Origin of the sequence: Nesterenkonia sp. E16_10, from assembly GCF_017347085.1 — a bacterium.
GTDB lineage: Bacteria > Actinomycetota > Actinomycetes > Actinomycetales > Micrococcaceae > Nesterenkonia.
Genome location: NZ_JADPSA010000011.1, coordinates 1 through 18,720 on the forward strand (window position 1 = coordinate 1; position 18,720 = coordinate 18,720).

The window sequence follows — 18,720 nt, forward strand, 5'->3', positions numbered from 1 at the left end:
ACGAAAGTCATGTCTGTCACTTCTCTGGAAACCTCTCCCTGTAGTTGCGGGGCCGCCTGGTGTGAAGTGTGAGCCCGGAAGCTCACGTTCTTCAGGTCTCGATCGACCGCGATGCCCCGCACCCTGCCTTGCGGTAGTTTTCGTGCTCCGGTCAGCGGCAGGAGAAGATCTGACGGAGGCGCTGCGACTTCGGACATCTGCCGCGAGCACGAGTACGACGTTATAACAGATCGATAAAATTGTCACGCTCAGGTCACGGTCGATGCAGAAAGCACCGCTGATCCCGGCCTCAGGCAGAGGTTGCCACGCCTGGGCAACGCCTGGAAATTCTTCATAACCCCTTGTCAGGGACGATCTTGGGGGTTCCCGTGTGGACACGAGGGGTCCGCGCGACGTATGTCATTTCGTGACAATGTGCGTCATCTCACCGTGACCTAGCGGCGACCTGGCAGCACTGAGAGGCCCCGGGAGGGCGTTCAGTAGGTCGGCGAGAGTTCCACGAACAGGTGCTGGGCGACCTCCAGCGGCAGCTCGACCTCCAGCTGCTCGTCGGGCGCGATCACGACCCCCAGCATGACGTAGGCCTGATTCACCCCGCGCAGCCGCAGCGCCCCGCCGGGGCGCAGCCCCGCCTCGAGGAGCTGTTCCAGGACCTCAGGCTCCATCTGGATCGACTCCGCCAGGCGCTTGACGATCCACAGCGAATCGTCGAGCCCTTCCGGATCCGCCTCGGCGGCGTGGCGCATGGTGATCTTCGTCGGCACCGGAGGCGGCTCCGGGAGCACCACCCCGAGCTCCTCGAGGCCGGGGATGGGATTGCCGTAGGGGGATTCCACCGGTGACTGCAGGATCTCCACCAGTCGACGTTCCACACGCTCGCTCATCACGTGCTCCCAGCGGCAGGCCTCTTCGTGGATGTACTGCCATTCCAGTCCGATCACGTCGGAGAGCAGGCGTTCGGCGAGTCGATGCTTGCGCATCACCTGCACCGCGAGGTCTCGGCCGGACTCGGTGAACTGCAGCCGACGGTCTGTGGTGAGCACCAGCAGGCCGTCGCGCTCCATGCGCGCCACCGTCTGGGACACCGTGGGACCGGAGTGCTCGAGACGCTCAGCGATCCGGGCGCGCAGCGGCACGATCCCCTCCTCCTCGAGATCAAGGATCGTGCGCAGGTACATCTCGGTGGTGTCGATCAGATCGGTCACGTGTGACTCACTCTCCTGCGCCGAGCCTTGATAACGTGAGCCTCGGCGCTGTTCGTCCTGGTGGAAGCAGCTGCTGTACAGCATAGTTCCGCACCGGAACCCCTCGGCAATGACGCTGACCGATGCGACCGCCCAGGCCAGCTCCTGGGCCCACCGCCGCTCACCGATCTAGGAGTCTCCCATGTCCCAGCGCGTCACCATTCCGCACGAGATGCTTCCGCAGGACGGCCGCTTCGGCGCGGGGCCCTCCAAGGTCCGCTCTGCGCAGGTCGAGGCGCTCTCAGCGGCCGGGCGGGAGCTGCTGGGCACCTCCCACCGGCAGGCCCCGGTCAAGAATCTGGTCGGTGAGGTGCGTGAGGGGCTGCACAGCTTCTTCGGCGCCCCCGCCGGCTATGAGCTGATCCTCGGCGTGGGCGGCTCCACCGCCTTCTGGGACATCGCGTCCTTCTGTCTGGTGGAGAAGCGGGCGCAGCACCTGTCCTTCGGGGAGTTCGGCTCCAAGTTCGCCAAGGCCACGGATACCGCCCCCTTCCTGGAGGCCTCCAGCATCCTGACCTCCGAGGCGGGCACCCTGCCCGCGCCGGTGCCTGAGCCGGGTGTGGATGCCTACGCCTGGCCGCATAACGAGACCTCCACCGGAGTCGCGGCCCCGGTCAAACGGGTGCCGGGGGCCGACGACGGCGCACTGGTGCTCGTGGACGGGACCTCCGCCGCCGGCGGGCTGGCGGTGGACGTCACCGAGACCGATGCCTACTACTTCGGTCCGCAGAAGAACTTCGCCTCCGACGGCGGGCTGTGGCTGGCCATGATGTCGCCCGCCGCCCTGGAGCGCGCCGAGAAGCTTGCCGCCGCCCGGTGGGTGCCGGAATTCCTGCAGCTGAGCACAGCGATCGAGAACTCACGCAAGAATCAGACCTACAACACCCCGGCCCTGGCGACGCTGGTCACGCTCAACGAGCAGGTCCGCTGGCTCAACGAGCTCGGTGGCATGGACTTCGCCGCCGCTCGCACGGCAGATTCCGCGGGGCGGGTCTACGCCTGGGCCGAAGCCCATGAGCTGGCTCAGCCCTTCGTCGCGGAGCCGGCGGAGCGCTCGAATGTGATCACCACGGTGGACTTCGCCGAAGAGGTCGACGCCGCCGAGCTGGCCAAGACGCTGCGCGCCCACGGGATCGTCGACGTCGAGCCGTACCGCAAGCTGGGTCGCAATCAGCTGCGCATCGCGACGTTCACCGCCATCGAGCCCGAGGACGTGACCCGGCTGCTCCACTGCATCGACCACGTGCTGGGTCGCTGACCCGACTCATCGAAGCGGGGCAGGCTCAGCCTTCGTCGGCTTCGGCCTGCTCCGCCTGGTGAGCCTGCCGCTCCTCGTCGTTCATCCGCTCCAGCCAGGGCACCCATTCGGGAGCGATGAGCGCATCCTCGCCCGGAAGCAGACCGATCTCGCAGACGGTGACCAGCTTGGCACGGGGGGCGCGGGCCACGGTGACGAACCACTCCCAGCCTCGGTAGCCAGATTTCGCCGCGGCGAAACGGTGCGTGAGCAGCCGGTCTCCCTCGGCGGTGACGCCGAGGTGAGCTCCCACCTGCTCGGGCTCGGCGATCTCGTAGAGCGCGTCGTGGGCGAGATCGACGGCCTCAGCCAGGAGCGCATCCAGCTTCGGCTTGCCGGGACGGCGCGTACGGGCCGCCGGCTCGGGCTTGGTCTTCACTGCACTGGGCTGCTCGGGACCGGACTGCTCGCCGGCGACCGGCTCGGGGGTCTGTTCAGTCATGATCAGGCATCAAACTCATCGGCCACACGGCGCAGCATCGCGGCGATCTTCTTCGACTGCGCGGTCTGCGGGTAGTGCCCGTTGCGCAGCGCTCCCGTCGAGTTCTCCAAGACGTTGACCAGGTCCTGGACCAGCTCGGCCATCTCGTCGGCAGGCTTGCGGGTGGCGCGGGCCACGGAGGGAGCCTCTTCGAGCAGCCGCACCGAGAGCGCCTGCTTGCCGCGCCTGCCGTCGGCGATGCCGTATTCCATGCGTGCGCCCGCTTTGACGCTGGGCACTCCCGCCGGCAGGGCAGAAGAGTGCAGGAACACCTCTTGGCCGTCATCTGAAGTCAGGAACCCGAAGCCCTTCTCGGCGTCGAACCACTTCACTTTCCCGGTTGGCACGGTGCGCTTACCTCATGAATCGCTGGAGACGGATACTGATGATCAAGGCCTCTAGAGTACCGCCGTCCGTGCCGGAGCCCGAACTTGGGCGCCGGACTCCCGGAGCTGCGCGGTAGAATCGCCGCATGTCCTCCACGACGAGCGCCGCCCATGGCGCGCACCGGCGCAGCGGCTCCCGCCCCGCCCAGGCGCTGCTCTGGTCCGGGGTGGTCATCACCGCCCTGTCCGGGATCGCCCTGCTGGTCATCCTGAGCCTGTACTTCATGGAGACCGACCCGCATCCGGCGTTCTATGTCGCAGCTCTCTGGGGCCTTCCGCTGGGATTCGCGCTGCTGATCGCGTTTCTGCTGCTCTCGGTGAACCGGCGCCGCCGCGGCACCGGCATCGGCTGAAGTGTCCCTGCTCAGCCTGGAAGCCCTGCTTGCGCGCCTTGAGACCTGGGACGAGGACCGTCTGGCGAGGCTGCTGCGGCTGCGCCCTGACCTGTTGGCGCCCAGCCCGCAGGATCTGACCACGCTGGCCGTGCGGGTGGGGTCCGAGGCCAGCATCCGCACCCACCTGCAGCGCCTGGATGCCGTGACGCTCGGCGCCGCCGTGACCCTCGCCCGCGCCGCGACGCAGGCTCCAGACTCAGCGCAGACTCCAGCCGCGACGCAGGCTCCGGACTCAGCGCAGGCTCCAGACTCAGCGCAAGCTCCAGACTCGGACGCCGTGGAGGCGCTGCACGCCGCGGGGCTCTTCTTCAGCGAGACCGAGTCGGCGCAGGACCTGGGGACCCCGGCCAGGCTTCCGCACATCATCGATTCGCTCACCGCGCACCTGCCGGAGCTCGCCGGCACCCTCGCGGCCACCTCCGCGCCGAGTCCCAGCCCGGCCCGCGCCTCGGCCGCGGTGATCGAGAACGCGTCGCTGGCCGCCATCACCGAGCTGCTCGACGACGTCGCGGAGCTGCTTGCGCTGCTCACCGCCTCCCCCGCCACCACGCTGCGCACCGGCGGGGTGGGGATGCGCGAACTGCGCCGAATCGCTGCGGCCTCCGCGCGCTGGGGGCCTCCCGCCGCCTCGAGCTCCGCCCGGGGCCGCGCGAGCGCCGGGACCCTCGGGGCTGTGACCGGCTCCGACGCCAGCGTCGGAGAGATCGGCTGGCTGCTGGAGCTCACGGCCGCCTGCGGGCTCATCGAGCTCACCGACGGCCAGTCCTGGTCCCCCGGGCGGCTGGCGCAGCAATGGGCAGCCGCGGCGCGCCAGCATCAGCACCAGCTGCTGGTCTCCGGGTGGCTGTTGGCGCCCCGCGCGCCGATGCTGCTGCGCGGACCCCATCCGAGCAGCCGGATCGCCCCGACGCTGGGCCTGGACCGCCAGCGCGGGGACGCCGAGGCGCTGCGGCGCGCGCTGCTGGAGACCGCAGCCGGGCTCATCGGGGAGCCATCCGGACGCGAGGGACAGCTCTATGCGCTGAACCTGCCCGAAGATGACCTTCCGGGCCCCGACGCCCTGACCGGCGCGCTGCCACGCCGGCTCGCTGCACAGCGGCCGCTGCTCAGCGCCCGCGTCATGCACCTGCTGCCCTGGCTGATGCGCGAGGCCGAACGGCTGGGCCTCTTCGCCGTGGGGACGCTGAGCACCGCAGGAGACGCGCTGCTTGAGGGGTCGCAGCCGCGGGAGGCGGTGCGCCAAGACCCCGCCCCGAGCCCCGGCGCGCGCTGGCGACCGGGCCTCAGCCGGCTCGCCGAGCGGCTGGCATCCACCATGCCGGCCCAGGTGGACACCATCCTGGTCCAGTCGGACCTGACCGCGATCGCCACCGGCGCGCTCTCCCCCGGCAGCGCCGCGGCGCTGGCCGATTTCGCCCAGCGCGAGGGACACGGGGCCGTGCCGACCTTCCGGTTCAGCCCCGAATCGCTGCACCGCGGCCTCACCCGAGGATGGACCGGGGCCGGGATGCTGACCTGGCTCGAAGCGCACAGCCTCACCGAGGTGCCGGCCGCGCTGCGGACCCAGGTCGAAGATGCTGCGCGCACCTGGCGCGGGGTGCAGATCGGCGAGGCCGGCGCCTGGCTGCGAGTCACCGACGCGGACCAGCGTGCGGCGCTGCTGGCGGATCCCGGGCTCGAGGGTCTCGGACTGCAGGTCCTGGCCGAGGACATCCTGATCTGCCGAGCCCCCGCGAAGGCGCTGGAACTGGCGCTGACCGAGGCCGGCTTCAACACCGCGCGCCACACCGAGGCGGAGCCCGAGAGTCGCCGCCGCGAGCCTGCGGGCACCTCTGCCGAGCACACCGCGTCCTGGGCGCTGGAGAGCTCCCCCTGGGAGCAGTCTCCGGTGCGGATCACCGGCGCGCAGCCGGGCGAGCAGGATGAGAACCTGCTGCGCGCGACGGCTGCCGCGCTGCGGCAGGCCGGGCGGGCTGCGCCGTCGTCGTCCTCCGACTCCGCTGCGACCCAGGACGTGATCGGCACGCTGCGCTCGGCACTGGCCGCCCGGCGCGAGCTGACGCTGATCCGAGTCTCCCCGCAGGGCAGCACGCACCGGCTCACCGGAGTGCCCACCGGGATGAACGCCGGGCGGGTCAGGATCCGGGTGCGAGACGATCAGGGCGATGCCACGGTGATGCTGCACCGCATCGCGGCCGTGGAGGAGACCACCTCGCAACAGACCCCACCGCAAGGGAGCTCCGTGCAGGCATCTGCGCAGCACCCGGGCAACCTAGAGGAGAGCAATGGCTGATGGACCGCTGATCGTGCAGTCGGACAAGACCGTGCTGCTGGAGGTCGATCACCCCGCGGCCGATGCCGCCCGGCGAGCCGTCGCGGCCTTCGCGGATCTCGAGCGCGCACCGGAGCACATCCACACCTACCGGATCACCCCGCTGGGGCTCTGGAATGCTCGCGCCGCCGGGTTCGACGCCGAATACGTGGTCGACACCCTGCTCAACCACTCCCGCTTCCCGGTGCCGCACGCGCTGCTGGTGGACATCGCCGAGACGATGAGCCGCTACGGACGGCTGCGCCTGGAGAAGGACTCGGTCCATGGACTGGTGCTGCGCAGCCAGGAGCCCGGCATCCTGAGCGAGGTGCGCCACGCCAAGACGCTGACCTCGCTGCTGGGGCCCGAGATCGATGAGAACACCATGGCGGTGCACGGACAGGCCCGCGGCGAGCTCAAGCAGCAGCTGCTGCGGCTCGGCTGGCCCGCCGAGGACCTGGCCGGGTTCGTCGACGGCACCGCCCATCCGATCGCGCTGCGCCAGGACGGCTGGGCGCTGCGCGGATACCAGCAGGAGGCGGTGGACAACTTCTGGCAGGCCGGCTCCGGCGTCGTCGTGCTGCCCTGCGGTGCCGGCAAGACGCTGGTCGGGGCCGCCGCGATGGCCACCTCCGGCACGATCACGCTGATCCTGGTGAACTCCACCGTCTCCGCCCGGCAGTGGAAGGCGGAGCTGCTCAAGCGCACCTCGCTGACCGAGGAGGAGATCGGCGAATACTCCGGCGCCAAGAAAGAGGTCCGTCCGGTCACGATCGCCACCTACCAGGTGCTCGCGGCCCGCCGCAACGAGCTCTTCACCCACCTGGAGCTGCTCAACGGCCACGACTGGGGACTGATCATCTACGACGAGGTCCACCTGCTGCCGGCCCCGATCTTCCGGATGACCGCGGACCTCCAGGCCCGCCGCCGGCTCGGCCTGACCGCGACGCTCGTCCGTGAGGACGGCCGGGAGCGCGAGGTGTTCTCGCTGATCGGGCCCAAACGCTATGACACGCCGTGGAAGCAGATGGAGGCCCAGGGCTGGATCGCCCCGGCGACCTGCATCGAGGTGCGCACCGACATGCCGCGCAGCCTGCGGATGGAGTATGCCTCCGCCGCAGACAAGGAACGGCACCGGCTGGCCGCCGGGGCCGAGGTCAAGGACGCCGTGGTGGCCCGGCTGGTGGCCCGCCACCGGTATCTGGGCGAGCAGGTCCTGGTGATCGGCCAGTTCGTGGAGCAGCTTCAACGCCTCGGCGAGCAGCTCGGGGCTCCGGTGCTCACCGGATCAGCCTCCGTGGCCGCCCGGCAGAAGCAGTTCGACGCCTTCCGCGCCGGCGAGCTGGAGGTCCTGGTGGTCTCGAAGATCGCGAACTTCTCCATCGACCTGCCTCAGGCCTCGGTGGCGATCCAGGTCTCTGGCACCTTCGGATCCCGACAGGAGGAGGCGCAGCGCCTGGGACGGCTGCTGCGCCCAGGCACCGCCGCCGAGGGCGAGGATCCCAAGCGGGCGCACTTCTACTCGGTGGTCACCCGCGACACCGTGGACATGGAGTACGCGGCACGCCGCCAGCGGTTCCTCTCCGAGCAGGGTTACGGGTACTCGATCCTCGACGCCGAAGACATCGTCTGAATCCCGAGCGCTCGGCGGGCGATTAAGCACCGAGGCACCACTCAACAAACAGGAAGCGTCCAGCGATCTCCCAGATACCGGGAGCAGACTGACGGCGTGACTGATAAGACTCCTGAAGCCAAGCTCCTCGTCGTCGATGACGAGCCCAATATCCGTGAACTGCTGGCCACCTCGCTGCGGTTCGCCGGATTCGAGGTCGCCGCGGCCGGAAACGGCCGTGAAGCGCTGGAGACCGCAGAGACCTTCCAGCCCGACCTCGCGGTCCTGGACGTGATGCTGCCCGATATGGACGGCTTCACCGTCACCCGACGGCTGCGCGCCGCCGGCAAGCACTTCCCGGTGCTCTTCCTCACCGCACGCGATGACACCGATGACAAGATCACCGGCCTGACCGTGGGCGGCGACGACTACGTCACGAAGCCGTTCTCACTCGATGAGGTCGTCGCGAGGATCCGAGCCGTGCTGCGCCGCACCGCGCCGTTCCAGGACGAGGACGCCGTGATCGTGGTGGACAACCTCGAGCTCGACGACGACGCCCACGAGGTCCGCCGCGGAGGCGAGATGGTGGAGCTCTCCCCCACCGAGTTCAAGCTGCTGCGCTACCTGATGATGAACCCCAATCGGGTGCTCTCCAAGCAGCAGATCCTGGATCACGTCTGGGAGTACAACTTCAACGGCGACGCCTCCATCGTGGAGTCCTACATCTCCTACCTGCGCCGGAAGATCGAGTCCGGCTCCGAGGGCGCCCCGATGATCCAGACCAAGCGCGGGGTCGGCTATGTGCTCCAGACCTGGGAGCGCCGTCAGCGCTCGCAGGGCCTGTAACAGACCGATCGAAGCCGTGCGGGTGCCCACCCTGACACCCCGCGGCACGTAAGGTCTGCGTATGCGCCCGTTCAGTTCCGTGACCCAGACCTGGCGCAAGGCCTCACTGCGGACCCAGCTGGTGCTGATCATGTCCGGGCTGCTGGTGCTGACGCTGTTCGTGACCACCTTCGTCTCGGCCTCGCTGTTCCGCCAGGAGCTGCTGCGCAACCTCGACGAGGACATCTACGCCAACGCGAACAACGTCTCGATGTTCCTCACCCGGCGCAGCGCCCCGGAGATCGGCGAAACCCAGTCCATCCTGCGCTTCTACGGGATCCTGATGGACTCAGAGGGGGAGCTGCTGCAGGCGACCTCCACCCAGCCGGCCGGCTCCGGCGGGGACATCCCACAGATCCCGAGCATGACCTTCGACGAGGTCTTCGAGCTCTGGCAGGACGGTGAGGTCCTCGATGTCGCCGGCACCCAGGAAGGTTCCCGCGGCTGGCGCGTGCACGTGATGCCGCTGGAGAACGGAGAGGACAGCCTGGCGGTCGCGCTGCCGCTGGAACAGGTCGAGACCTCGGTGGAACGTGCGACGTTCCTGGTGGCCACCATCGGGCTGATGGCCACCCTGGGTGCCTCCACCATCGCCTACGCCCTGGTCACCCGGGCCTTCCGCTCACTCTTCCACGTGGAGAAGACCGCAGCAGAGATCGCCGCCGGCGACTTCTCCAAGCGCGTGGAGACCACCGCTCCGCCGGAGACCGAGATCGGCCGGCTCTCCGGTTCGCTCAACGTCATGCTGGAACAGATCGAGACCGCCTTCCAGGCCAAGAGCACCTCGGAGGAGAACATGCGGCGGTTCATCCAGGATGCCTCCCACGAGCTGCGCACCCCGCTGGTGACCATCCGTGGATTCTCTGAGCTCTACCGCCAGGGCGGGGTCAGCGACAACCCCGAGGCCGTCGGCATGGCGATGGGCCGGATCGAGTCCGAGGCCAAGCGGATGGGCCAGCTGGTCGAGGACATGCTGACCCTGGCCCGCCTGGATGAGCAGCGTCCGCTGCAGAAGGCACCACTGGACCTGAACCTGATCGCCCACGACTCGATCATGGACCTCGCCGTCAACGCACCCGATCGCGAGACCCGGGTCATCGGCCTCGACGGCGGCTCCCCGGCAGCGGCACCCGCCGTGGGCGATGAGGGCAAGATCCGCCAGATCGTGATGAACCTGGTGACCAATGCGCTGCGCTACACGCCACAGGGGACTCCGCTGGAGATCGCAGTTGGCACCCAGGCCGGCGCCGGCGGTGAGACCGACGCCGTGTTGGAGGTCCGCGACCACGGCGAAGGGATCGCAGCCGAGGACGCCGCGAAGATCTTCGAGCGGTTCTACCGGGCGGACAACTCCCGGCAGCGCGAGACCGGCGGCACCGGCCTCGGGCTGGCTATCTGCGCCGCGATCGCAGCGCAGCACCAGGGCACCGTGCGCCACAGCGCCACCGCCGGCGGCGGAGCGACCATGACGCTGCGGCTGCCCATGGTGGCCCTTGATGATCAGAGCGATCACGAGACCGACATCGACGAGGACGAGCTGGACCAGCTGCGCGCGGCGGCTCGGGAGCATCACACCCCCGAGTGAGCCCCGGAACCGGCGCCGAGAGCACCCCCGAGCTCTTCCCCAGTCCGGCCGGACGCCCGTGCCTGGCTCGGGCGTTCCACAGCTTGTCTCCGGCGGCGCTGCGCCGCCGTGGAGCTGGGTACGGTGGCTCGGACCAGGGCAGGGCACCAGGCCCCGTCCGCACCCGACCTGCACCTGATCTGCATCGGAACTGCACCGGAACTGCACCGGTGGTGCTGGTCACCCGAGGAGAGAACCATGGCAATTCTTCAGATCGACACCGCGGAGCTGCTGGCCAAGAGTCAGACCGTAGAAGCCACATTGGGCCGCATCCAGACCGATGTCAGCTCGATGGAATCTCAGCTGCGCCAGCTCCAGGAGTCCTGGAAGGGCGCAGCCTCCACCGCGTTCCAGGATGTGCTGACCCAATGGCGAGGCACCCAGGCCCAGGTGGAGCAGTCGCTGGCCAGCGTGCGTCAGGCGATGGCGGCAGCCTCCACCCAGTACGAGGAGACCGAGTCGGCGAACACCCGGATGTTCGGGCACTGAGCAACAGAGAACCCCGCCGCAGACCAGGTCTGCGACGGGGTTCTCCCCTAGCGGCGGGGCGCAAGGGATCAGCGAGTCAGCTGATCACATCATGCCGCCCATGCCGCCCATCGGGTCCATGCCCTCGGCACCGGCACCAGCGGAGTGCTTCTCCGGCTTGTCGGCGACGACGGCCTCGGTGGTGAGGAACAGCGAGGCGATGGAGGCGGCGTTCTGCAGTGCAGAGCGGGTCACCTTCACCGGATCGTTGACGCCTGCTTCAAGCAGGTCCTCGTAGACACCGGTGGCGGCGTTGAGGCCGTGGCCATCCGGGAGTCCGCGAACCTTCTCGGCCACCACTCCGGCCTCCATGCCGGCGTTGATGGCGATCTGCTTCAGCGGGGCCTCCACGGCGAACTTCACGATGTTCGCGCCGGTGGCCTCGTCTCCGCTGAGCTGCAGGGTCGCGAAGGCGCGGGCGCCGGCCTGGATCAGGGCCACACCGCCGCCGGCGACGATTCCCTCATCCACAGCGGCCTTGGCGTTGCGCACGGCATCTTCGATGCGGTGCTTGCGCTCCTTGAGCTCGACCTCGGTGGCGGCGCCGGCCTTGATGACTGCCACGCCCCCGGCGAGCTTGGCCAGACGCTCCTGGAGCTTCTCGCGATCGTAGTCCGAGTCGGAGTTCTCGATCTCGGCCTTGATCTGGGCCACGCGACCGGCGATCTCGTCGGCCTCGCCGGCACCTTCGACGATGGTGGTCTCGTCCTTGGTCACCACGACCTTGCGGGCGGTGCCGAGCAGCTCCAGAGTGGTGTTCTCCAGCTTCAGGCCGACCTCTTCAGCGATGACCTGGCCACCGGTGAGGATGGCGATGTCGGCGAGCATGGCCTTGCGACGGTCACCGAAGCCGGGGGCCTTGACGGCCACGGACTTGAAGGTGCCCTTGAGCTTGTTGACCACCAGTGCGGCCAGGGCCTCACCCTCGACATCCTCTGCGATGACCAGCAGCGGCTTGCCCGACTGCATGACCTGCTCGAGGACGCCGATGACGTCCTTGACCGAGGAGATCTTGGAGTTCGCGATCAGGATGTAGGGATCCTCCAGGACTGCTTCCTGGCGCTCGGCGTCGGTGACGAAGTAGCCGGAGAGGTAGCCCTTGTCGAAGCGCATGCCCTCGGTGAGCTCGAGCTCCAGACCGAAGGTGTTGGACTCCTCGACGGTGATGACGCCTTCCTTGCCGACCTTGTCCAGCGCCTGAGCGATCAGGGCGCCGATCTGCGGGTCACCGGCAGAGATGGAGGCGGTGGCAGCGATCTGCTCCGTGGTCTCGATCTCCTTGGCGGACTTGAACAGCTCCGCGGTGACCGACTCCACGGCGATGTCGATGCCGCGCTTGAGCGCCATCGGATCGGCACCGGCGGCGACGTTGCGCAGGCCTTCCTTGACCAGGGCCTGGGCGAGGACGGTGGCGGTAGTGGTGCCGTCGCCAGCGACGTCGTCGGTCTTCTTGGCGACCTCCTTGACCAGCTCGGCGCCGATCTTCTCGTAGGGGTCGTCCAGCGTGATCTCTTTGGCGATGGAGACGCCGTCGTTGGTGATCGTGGGGGCACCCCAGGACTTCTCCAGCACGACGTTGCGGCCGCGGGGACCCAAGGTGACCTTGACGGCATCGGCGAGGACGTTCAGTCCGCGCTCGAGGCCGCGGCGTGCCTCTTCATCGAATGCAATAGTCTTTGCCATAGTGGCGCGTGTCCTTCCTGGACTCGGCTGATCTCAAGCCGTGGTGTGTGACTTTCAGACGTGTTCGCGTCTGCTGGGTCGAACCATTCCAGGTGCCCGCGACGGACGGCCGTTCCCGCGTCACCGGAAACTTCTGTATGGCCTCACCTGCTCAGGTTCCTCTAGCAGTCTCGACACGAGAGTGCTAAACCAATTTTTAGCACTCTCCCCTACCGAGTGCAAACCTCTGCGCCGAGGGCAGATTGTGCCGCCGCCCTTGCGAAGCGGCACCGTGTATGGGTGACGAAGCGCAACCGGGCCCGAACCTGATCTCCCAGCGGCGCAGGAACCAGACGGTACCCTTGAGGCGTGATGGAGCATAGAGATTCAGGCGTCGCCGCCGTGTACCAGGTCCGCCCGATCAGCCCCGAGGAGCACACCCGCTTCCTCGCCGAACATCAGACCGCCTCGTTCCTGCAGAACCCGCGCTGGCCCGCAGTGAAGCAGGAGTGGCAGGCCCAGAGCCTCGGAGTCTTCGACGCCGAGGCCGGGCCGGACTCCGCGCCGGTGGCCGCGACGCTGGTGCTCCTGCGTCGGCTCCCGATCCCCGCCGCGGTGCCACTGCTGGGGAACAAGCAGCTCGCCTATCTGGCCGAGGGACCGGTCATGGACCCGGCCGCCGTCGACCTTCATCGACTGCTCCCGCCGCTGATCGCCTACCTGAAGACCTCCGGAGCCTTCCTGATCCGCATGGGCCTGCCCTCGGTGCTGCGCCGCTGGGAGGCCAAGGAGGTCCGTCGCGCCCTGGCCGCCGGGGAGAACACCAGCATCGAAGAGCTCGAGCCGCTCGAGAGTGATCCGGTCGGTGCCGCCCAGGCCGAGAAGTGGCAGCAAGAGCTGCGCGCGCTGGGCTTCAAGGCCCCCGCGCCGAGCACCGACTTCGAGGCCGGACAGCCGCAGTTCCAGGCCCGCATCCCCCTGACCGATCGGGCCGGTGACAGCCTGGCCCTGGATGAGGTGCTGGCCCGGATGGATCAGTCCTCGCGCCGCCAGACCAAGAAGTCCACCCGCTCCGAGCTCGAGGTGAGCGTCGGCGGCGAGTCCGACCTCGCCGCCTGGCACGCGCTGTACTCCGAGACCGCCGACCGTGATGACTTCACCGGCCGGCCGCTCTCCTACTTCCAAGACATGTACCGCGAGCTCAACGCTTCACCGCTGAGCGAATGCACGCTCTACCTGGCGCATTTCCAGGATCAGCTCCTGGCTGCGGCGATCTATGTCCGGCAGGGTCAGTTCGCCTGGTACGTCTACGGCGCATCCTCCTCCGAGGAGCGCAAGCGCTATGCGCCGCGGGCGCTGCAGCTGCGTCAGATCGAGGACTCGCTCGCCGCGGGCTGCCAGTGGTATGACCTCGGCGGTCTCAGCCCCTCACTGGACCCGGAGTACCCGCTGGCCGGGCTGACCCGGTTCAAGACGACCATGGGCGCCGATGTGGTTCAGACCCTCGGGGAATGGGACTACCCGGTCAATCCACTGCTGGCCAAGGCGTTCAACCTGTACATGTCGCGACGCTGAGCGGGCCGGGGACTGCGGTCCCGGCCCCGAGCGGCTGATCAGTCTGCGACCGTGATCCTCAGCGAAGAGATCAGCCCCGCCGGCTCCACGGTGAAGGTGCTGCGCAGATCGACCCGGCCGCCGGGAAAGTCGCCCTCGAGGCATTCGACGATCTCGATGAGGGGCCCGCGCTGGCGTGCCGAGCGCATCGTCTTGGTGTAGCTGAATGCCCGTGCGGCCCCCTTGCGCCAGCCGAGGATCGCCTCGCGACCCCTGTAGGTGCGGCCGTCGTCGAGCACGACCGCTTGGTCGGTGAACAGCTCTGCGGTGGCCTGAGGGCTCGAGGTGGCGTCGGAGGCCAGAAAGGCGGTCACGACGGCGGGAAGTTCAGTCCTGCGTATGGTGCTGTATGGCATGGGGGCTCCCGGATGTCGGAGGTGGAGGTGTTCACCGAACACCGATCTGTCTGGAGACTCTGGGCCTTCCCCTGGGGGCAAGGTCAAGACACGTCAGGCGCGGAGTTCTCGGTCCTGACGTGATCCGAGGCGAGTGGACGAGGATGTGACCATGGCAGCTTTCATGACCATCGGAGACTTCAGCCGGGCGACCCGGCTGAGCGCCAAGGCGCTGCGCTTCTATCACCAGGTGGGCCTGCTGGAACCCGCCGCCGTCGACCCGGTGAACAGCTATCGACTCTACGATGCGGAGCAGATCCGTGACGCCCGAGTGGTCCAGCACCTGCGGTCCCTGGACATGCCGGTGGATGAGATCAAGCGGGTCCTGCAGGCGCAGGGTCAGGCAGCCCGCCGTGACGCGATCACGGTCCATCTGCGTCGGATGGAAGAGCGACTGGCGGCCACGCGCAGCGCTGTGACCTCGCTGCGAGAGCTCCTGGTGGAGACTCCCATACCCATCGAGATTCGCCGGGCACCGGCGATCGAGGTCCTGATCCTTCGGGACACCATCGAGCTGCCCGCACTGGGCGGCTGGTTCGAGGACACGCGCCGTGCGCTGTGGGAAGAGCTCGAGCGGACCGGGATCGAGCCCACCGGACCCCTGGGTGGGCTCTGGTCCACCGAGCTGTTCCTTCACGAGCGCGGCGGGTGCGCGCTCTTCCTTCCTGTCGCGGAGACTCACGCACCAGCACCAGCACCAGCAGGGCAGGCAGCGTTTGAGACGCTTCCCGCGTCGTGGATGGCGGTCGCCGTGCACCGAGGTTCCGATGACACCGTCGGGCAGGCCTATGCCGAGCTGGGAAGCCACGTAGCGGACCTGGGCGGTGGCGCAGCAGGTCCGATTCGAGAGACCTATCTCCACGGCGCACCGACGCACCCCGGAGTCACCGAGATCGGCTGGCCGATCTCAGAGAAAGCCGTGCCGTGAAGCCCTGAGGCCCTGAGGCTCAGGCGTCCTTGTTGCGCTCCTCCTCCAGGACCCGCCGGCCGATGCTGAATGCGGTGTTCGCGGCGGGGACCGAGCAGTAGATCGCGCATTGCAGGAAGACCTCTTTGATCTGGTCCTCGGTGAGCCCGTTGCGCAGCGCCGCACGGATGTGCATCTCGAGCTCTTCCCAGTAGCCGCCGGCGATCAATGCGGTGAGCGTGATCACCGAGCGAGTGGGGCGGTCCAGACCGGGCCGGGTCCAGATCGATCCCCAGGCGTAGTTGGTGATCAGTTCCTGGAAGTCCTCGGTGAAGCTGTCCTTCTTCGCCTCGGCGCGGTCCACGTGGGCATCGGAGAGCACTTCACGGCGCACCTTCATGCCCTCCTGGTAGCTGGAATCAGTCATTGAGGAACTCCTTGAGCAGTCGTGCGGTGGCGTCGGGGGCTTCGGCCGGCGCCTGATGGGCGACGCCGTCCAGCACTGCGGTCCTGGTGTGCGGGGCGGCGGCGAGGTCCTGGACCGCCGAGGGTGGGCACACCGGGTCCTGTGCCCCGCTGATCACCAGAAGCGGCCGGGCGACGCTGGCAAGCTCGGGCCTCAGGTCATAGCGACCCAGTGCCCGGCAGGCCTGGGCATAGGAGTGTCGATCGGTGTGCTGCAGCGAGCGCAGCAGTCCGGTGACCACGGCAGGCTGCCGAGCCATGAACCCTGGGGCGAACCAGCGCTGGGCCGATCCTTCGACCATGGTGGGCGTCCCCGCCTGGGCGACCAGCTCGGCGCGCTCGCGCCACATCTGCGGGTCACCGATCTTCGCGGCGGTGCACAGCGCGACCAGCCGGGTGAACCTGGTCTGCGGGCGCAGCGCCAGGGTCAGGCTGACGGTGCCGGCGATCGAGACCCCGGCGGCGTAGACCGGGAGATCCTCCGGCATTCCGTGGGTCTTCGTGAGCTGCGCGAGGAGCTCCTCCACCGCGTCGGCGAGGTCGGCGATCTCGAAGGGCGCGGTATACGGCGCGGCGGCCCCGTGTCCCGGCAGGTCCCATCCGATGACGGTGAAGCTCTGCTGCAGATGTTCCAGAGCACCCTCCCACAGGACCGCGACGCTGGTCCCCAGGGAGGGCCCCAGCACCAGCACCGGGCGGGTGCCGCTGCGCAGGTCCTCCACCGACCCGCAGAGCAGCTGCGGAACGAGCCTCAGGGCGGACCCCGGTTCGGTGGGCGCAGGCTCGGTGGGCTCGGGCTCGGTGGGCTCAGGCTGGGTGGGCTCGGGCTCGGTGGGCTCAGGCATGATCGATGGGTCCTTCCGACGGCGCGGCGGTCTGAGTGGCGGCGGTCTGAGTGGCGTCGTGCTGAGTGGCGTCGTGCTGAGTGGCGTTGCGGTGAGCGACCCCGTATCGATGGAAGTCGCTGACGGCGGAATCGATGAACTCCTGCGCCCGGCCCAGGTACTGGTTCGGGTCGAGCAGCTGATCGAGCTCCGCCGCGGTGATCGCCGCACCGAGGCTCTCCTTCAGCAGATCTCGCAGCGGAACAGCTTCGACGGCGCTGCGTCGCACCAGATCCTGCAGCGCCTTGCCTCCGCCGGGGAAGGAGTCCCCCATCCGGGCCATCACACGCTCGCTGAGCACGGCATCGCCGCTGAGCCGCAGATTCGCCGCCATCGCCTCGGGGCGCACCACGAGACCTTCGAGCAGCTCGGCGGCCCGGGCGGCGGCGCCGCCGCTGAGCCGGGTCAGTTCGAGAAGGCTCGGCCATTCGGCGTGCCAGGCTCCTGCCGGGCGTTCATCCTCGGCGGTGGCTGCCGCCAGGTAGAGCGTGCTCAGCTGGGCTGGGCCTGCCAGGGCGGCGGAGCGGATCAGGGTCGAGAGCACCGGGTTCTGCTTCTGGGGCATCGCAGAGGATCCTCCGCGGCCGGGCGCCGTCGGCTCACGCAGCTCAGCGATCTCGGGACGCTGCAGGGTGAGCACGTCTGCGGCGACCTTGCCCAGCGCGGCGAGCAGGCCGGCGAGCGCCGAGCCGAGGTCCAGGATCACCTGGCGCTGGGTGTGCCAGGGGCGCGACATCGGGCACAGGCCCAGGCGGGCGGCGAGATCCTCGCTCAGCGCGGCGGTCTGCCCTGTGCCCAGCGCGTCGCACTGGGCGGCCTGGGTGCCGACGGCGCCGCCCCACTGCAGCGGCAGCGCCGCCGCGGCAAGCTCCAGTCGCCGGATCGAATGGGTCAGCCCATCGAGCCAGCCGGCGCAGCGCAGCCCGAAGCTGGTCGGCAGCGCGTGCTGGGTCAGCGAGCGGGCCACGCAGAGCGTGTCGCGATGGTCCTGGCTGAGCCTGCTCAGCGCGGTGCCGGCCCGGCGTGCATCGGTCAGAAGCTCCGCTGCGGCCTCCCGGCACAGCAGCATCAGGGCGGTGTCGAGGATGTCCTGGCTGGTGGCTCCGCGGTGCAGCGCGGCGTCGGAGTCACCGGTGGCCGCCAGCGCACCGCGCACGGCACCCAGCATCGGGATCACCGGGTTCCCGCCGCCGGGGCTCTGGGAGGCGATGTCTTCGACGGTGATCCCGGCCCGCTGCGGGTCCCGGCTGATCGCCGTGATGGCGGCGGCGCTCTGCGCCGGGGCCTCGCCAGCATCGGCGAGCGCCTGGGCCCAGGCGGCCTCCACGCGCAGCAGGGCCCGCAGGATGGACTCCTCGGACATCAGCCGCGCCGTCGAGGTGCCGGCCCAGACCGGGCTGAGGATTCCGTAGGGTCCAGTCATGGCGAGGGGTGCGCTCCTGTCGGTCAATCCACGGGGCCGGTGAATTGCGGGGTGTTGGGATAGGTCAGGAACACGGTCTCATCCTCGCCCTGGAAATGGATGTCGAAGCGCAGGCTGCCGTCGGACTCGCGGCTGGCCAGCAGGGTGTGTCGGCGCTCTGCGGGCACCGAGCTCAGCAGCGGGTCCCGCTCCAGCGTGGCCGGTTCGGAGGGCAGGTAGGCCCGGGTGAAGAGGCGGTCCATGAGCCCGCGGGCGAAGATGGTGACCAGGACGTAGGGGGCGACCTCGGGGCCGGTACTGCCGGGCTCCAGGGTGGTGAAGCTGTAGTGCCCTGCGCCGTCGACGGCGGCACGGCCCCACCCGGTGAAGGTGTAGCCGTCGCGGTGCAGGGATCCTGGCTGCCGGGAGATCGCTCCGTGCTCATCCGGCTGCCAGATCTCCAGCAGCGCATCGGGCACGGGCACGCCGTCGCCGTCGTAGACGGTGCCGTGCAGCCGCACGGCACTCGGGTGCGAGCGGTCCACCAGAGCCTCGCCGCCGGCGTAGGGCAGGGCGTAGCCGAAGAAGGGGCCCACGGTCTGGCCGGGGGTCGGGGTGAGTTTCATGG

At 69.0% G+C, this 18,720-nt stretch carries 18 protein-coding genes; 9 read left to right on the plus strand and 9 right to left on the minus strand.

The window, feature by feature from the left end; genetic code table 11:
* Positions 1–476 precede the first annotated feature (476 nt).
* Positions 477–1,205 carry an iron-dependent transcriptional repressor DtxR gene (locus I2487_RS03555; protein WP_207169999.1) on the minus strand — a complete coding sequence of 243 codons (729 nt, stop codon included), beginning with the start codon at positions 1,203–1,205 and terminating at the stop codon, positions 477–479.
* Between the two features lie 181 nt (positions 1,206–1,386).
* On the opposite strand from I2487_RS03555, the gene serC reads away from it, so the two are divergent.
* Positions 1,387–2,502: a phosphoserine transaminase gene (serC, locus tag I2487_RS03560; protein ID WP_207170000.1), complete on the plus strand. Its 1,116-nt coding sequence runs from the start codon at positions 1,387–1,389 to the stop codon at positions 2,500–2,502.
* A 25-nt stretch (positions 2,503–2,527) separates the two neighbouring features.
* Here serC and I2487_RS03565 read toward each other — a convergent pair whose 3' ends face one another.
* Entirely contained in the window at positions 2,528–2,983 is a 456-nt protein-coding gene (locus I2487_RS03565; RefSeq protein ID WP_207170001.1) for a DUF3027 domain-containing protein, read from the minus strand.
* A 2-nt stretch (positions 2,984–2,985) separates the two neighbouring features.
* The gene (locus I2487_RS03570; protein ID WP_036473128.1) at positions 2,986–3,369 is read right to left on the minus strand and encodes a cold-shock protein; all 384 of its coding nucleotides are present in this window, start codon (positions 3,367–3,369) and stop codon (positions 2,986–2,988) included.
* Positions 3,370–3,494: 125 nt separating this feature from the next.
* Here I2487_RS03570 and I2487_RS03575 point away from each other — a divergent pair, with 125 nt between their 5' ends.
* The 6 genes from I2487_RS03575 to I2487_RS03600 all read left to right on the plus strand — a co-directional run bounded on the left by I2487_RS03575 (position 3,495) and on the right by I2487_RS03600 (position 10,724).
* The gene (locus I2487_RS03575) at positions 3,495–3,761 is read left to right on the plus strand and encodes a hypothetical protein (RefSeq protein ID WP_207170002.1); all 267 of its coding nucleotides are present in this window, start codon (positions 3,495–3,497) and stop codon (positions 3,759–3,761) included.
* Position 3,762: 1 nt separating this feature from the next.
* Positions 3,763–6,096, plus strand: coding sequence for a helicase-associated domain-containing protein (locus I2487_RS03580; protein WP_207170003.1), 2,334 nt, complete (start codon positions 3,763–3,765; stop codon positions 6,094–6,096).
* The gene (locus tag I2487_RS03585) at positions 6,089–7,747 is read left to right on the plus strand and encodes a DNA repair helicase XPB (protein ID WP_207170004.1); all 1,659 of its coding nucleotides are present in this window, start codon (positions 6,089–6,091) and stop codon (positions 7,745–7,747) included. Before I2487_RS03580 ends, I2487_RS03585 begins: the two co-directional genes overlap by 8 nt.
* A 96-nt stretch (positions 7,748–7,843) precedes the next feature.
* Entirely contained in the window at positions 7,844–8,572 is a 729-nt protein-coding gene (locus I2487_RS03590; RefSeq protein ID WP_207170005.1) for a response regulator, read from the plus strand.
* Between the two features lie 61 nt (positions 8,573–8,633).
* A complete protein-coding gene (locus I2487_RS03595; RefSeq protein WP_207170006.1) occupies positions 8,634–10,196 on the plus strand; it encodes a sensor histidine kinase in 1,563 nt (520 codons plus the stop codon).
* 237 nt (positions 10,197–10,433) lie between these two features.
* Positions 10,434–10,724 (plus strand): WXG100 family type VII secretion target, encoded by a 291-nt coding sequence (locus I2487_RS03600; RefSeq protein WP_036473115.1) that lies wholly within the window; start codon positions 10,434–10,436, stop codon positions 10,722–10,724.
* Positions 10,725–10,808: 84 nt separating this feature from the next.
* On the opposite strand, the gene groL is transcribed toward I2487_RS03600, so the two are convergent.
* Positions 10,809–12,446, minus strand: coding sequence for a chaperonin GroEL (groL, locus tag I2487_RS03605; protein ID WP_207170007.1), 1,638 nt, complete (start codon positions 12,444–12,446; stop codon positions 10,809–10,811).
* A 351-nt stretch (positions 12,447–12,797) separates the two neighbouring features.
* On the opposite strand from groL, the gene I2487_RS03610 reads away from it, so the two are divergent.
* Positions 12,798–14,000 (plus strand): lipid II:glycine glycyltransferase FemX, encoded by a 1,203-nt coding sequence (locus I2487_RS03610; protein ID WP_207170028.1) that lies wholly within the window; start codon positions 12,798–12,800, stop codon positions 13,998–14,000.
* A gap of 38 nt (positions 14,001–14,038) precedes the next feature.
* Here I2487_RS03610 and I2487_RS03615 read toward each other — a convergent pair whose 3' ends face one another.
* Positions 14,039–14,395, minus strand: a complete 357-nt coding sequence (locus I2487_RS03615; protein WP_207170008.1) for a hypothetical protein — start codon at positions 14,393–14,395, stop codon at positions 14,039–14,041.
* A 151-nt stretch (positions 14,396–14,546) separates the two neighbouring features.
* Between I2487_RS03615 and I2487_RS03620 the strand changes: the two genes are divergently transcribed.
* Positions 14,547–15,362, plus strand: a complete 816-nt coding sequence (locus tag I2487_RS03620; RefSeq protein WP_207170009.1) for a MerR family transcriptional regulator — start codon at positions 14,547–14,549, stop codon at positions 15,360–15,362.
* Positions 15,363–15,381: 19 nt separating this feature from the next.
* Here I2487_RS03620 and pcaC read toward each other — a convergent pair whose 3' ends face one another.
* Genes pcaC through pcaG form a run of 4 tightly spaced genes read right to left on the minus strand, consistent with a single transcriptional unit; the run spans position 15,382 to position 18,718 of the window.
* Positions 15,382–15,768: a 4-carboxymuconolactone decarboxylase gene (gene pcaC / locus I2487_RS03625; RefSeq protein WP_207170010.1), complete on the minus strand. Its 387-nt coding sequence runs from the start codon at positions 15,766–15,768 to the stop codon at positions 15,382–15,384.
* Positions 15,761–16,651 carry an alpha/beta fold hydrolase gene (locus tag I2487_RS03630; RefSeq protein WP_207170011.1) on the minus strand — a complete coding sequence of 297 codons (891 nt, stop codon included), beginning with the start codon at positions 16,649–16,651 and terminating at the stop codon, positions 15,761–15,763. Before I2487_RS03630 ends, pcaC begins: the two co-directional genes overlap by 8 nt.
* Positions 16,644–18,113, minus strand: a complete 1,470-nt coding sequence (locus I2487_RS03635; RefSeq protein WP_207170012.1) for a lyase family protein — start codon at positions 18,111–18,113, stop codon at positions 16,644–16,646. Before I2487_RS03635 ends, I2487_RS03630 begins: the two co-directional genes overlap by 8 nt.
* 23 nt (positions 18,114–18,136) lie before the next feature.
* Positions 18,137–18,718 (minus strand): protocatechuate 3,4-dioxygenase subunit alpha, encoded by a 582-nt coding sequence (gene pcaG / locus I2487_RS03640; RefSeq protein WP_207170013.1) that lies wholly within the window; start codon positions 18,716–18,718, stop codon positions 18,137–18,139.
* Between the last annotated feature and the right edge of the window lie 2 nt (positions 18,719–18,720).

Coding starts and splice junctions, on each gene's coding strand:
- I2487_RS03575 (WP_207170002.1), top strand. CDS start 3,495: ATGTCCTCCACGACGAGCGCCGCCCATGGCGCGCACCGGCGCAGCGGC.
- I2487_RS03615 (WP_207170008.1), bottom strand. CDS start 14,395: ATGCCATACAGCACCATACGCAGGACTGAACTTCCCGCCGTCGTGACC.
- I2487_RS03595 (WP_207170006.1), top strand. CDS start 8,634: ATGCGCCCGTTCAGTTCCGTGACCCAGACCTGGCGCAAGGCCTCACTG.
- pcaG (WP_207170013.1), bottom strand. CDS start 18,718: ATGAAACTCACCCCGACCCCCGGCCAGACCGTGGGCCCCTTCTTCGGC.
- I2487_RS03585 (WP_207170004.1), top strand. CDS start 6,089: ATGGCTGATGGACCGCTGATCGTGCAGTCGGACAAGACCGTGCTGCTG.
- I2487_RS03630 (WP_207170011.1), bottom strand. CDS start 16,651: ATGCCTGAGCCCACCGAGCCCGAGCCCACCCAGCCTGAGCCCACCGAG.
- groL (WP_207170007.1), bottom strand. CDS start 12,446: ATGGCAAAGACTATTGCATTCGATGAAGAGGCACGCCGCGGCCTCGAG.
- I2487_RS03620 (WP_207170009.1), top strand. CDS start 14,547: ATGGCAGCTTTCATGACCATCGGAGACTTCAGCCGGGCGACCCGGCTG.
- I2487_RS03565 (WP_207170001.1), bottom strand. CDS start 2,983: ATGACTGAACAGACCCCCGAGCCGGTCGCCGGCGAGCAGTCCGGTCCC.
- I2487_RS03635 (WP_207170012.1), bottom strand. CDS start 18,113: ATGACTGGACCCTACGGAATCCTCAGCCCGGTCTGGGCCGGCACCTCG.
- serC (WP_207170000.1), top strand. CDS start 1,387: ATGTCCCAGCGCGTCACCATTCCGCACGAGATGCTTCCGCAGGACGGC.
- I2487_RS03600 (WP_036473115.1), top strand. CDS start 10,434: ATGGCAATTCTTCAGATCGACACCGCGGAGCTGCTGGCCAAGAGTCAG.
- I2487_RS03610 (WP_207170028.1), top strand. CDS start 12,798: ATGGAGCATAGAGATTCAGGCGTCGCCGCCGTGTACCAGGTCCGCCCG.
- pcaC (WP_207170010.1), bottom strand. CDS start 15,768: ATGACTGATTCCAGCTACCAGGAGGGCATGAAGGTGCGCCGTGAAGTG.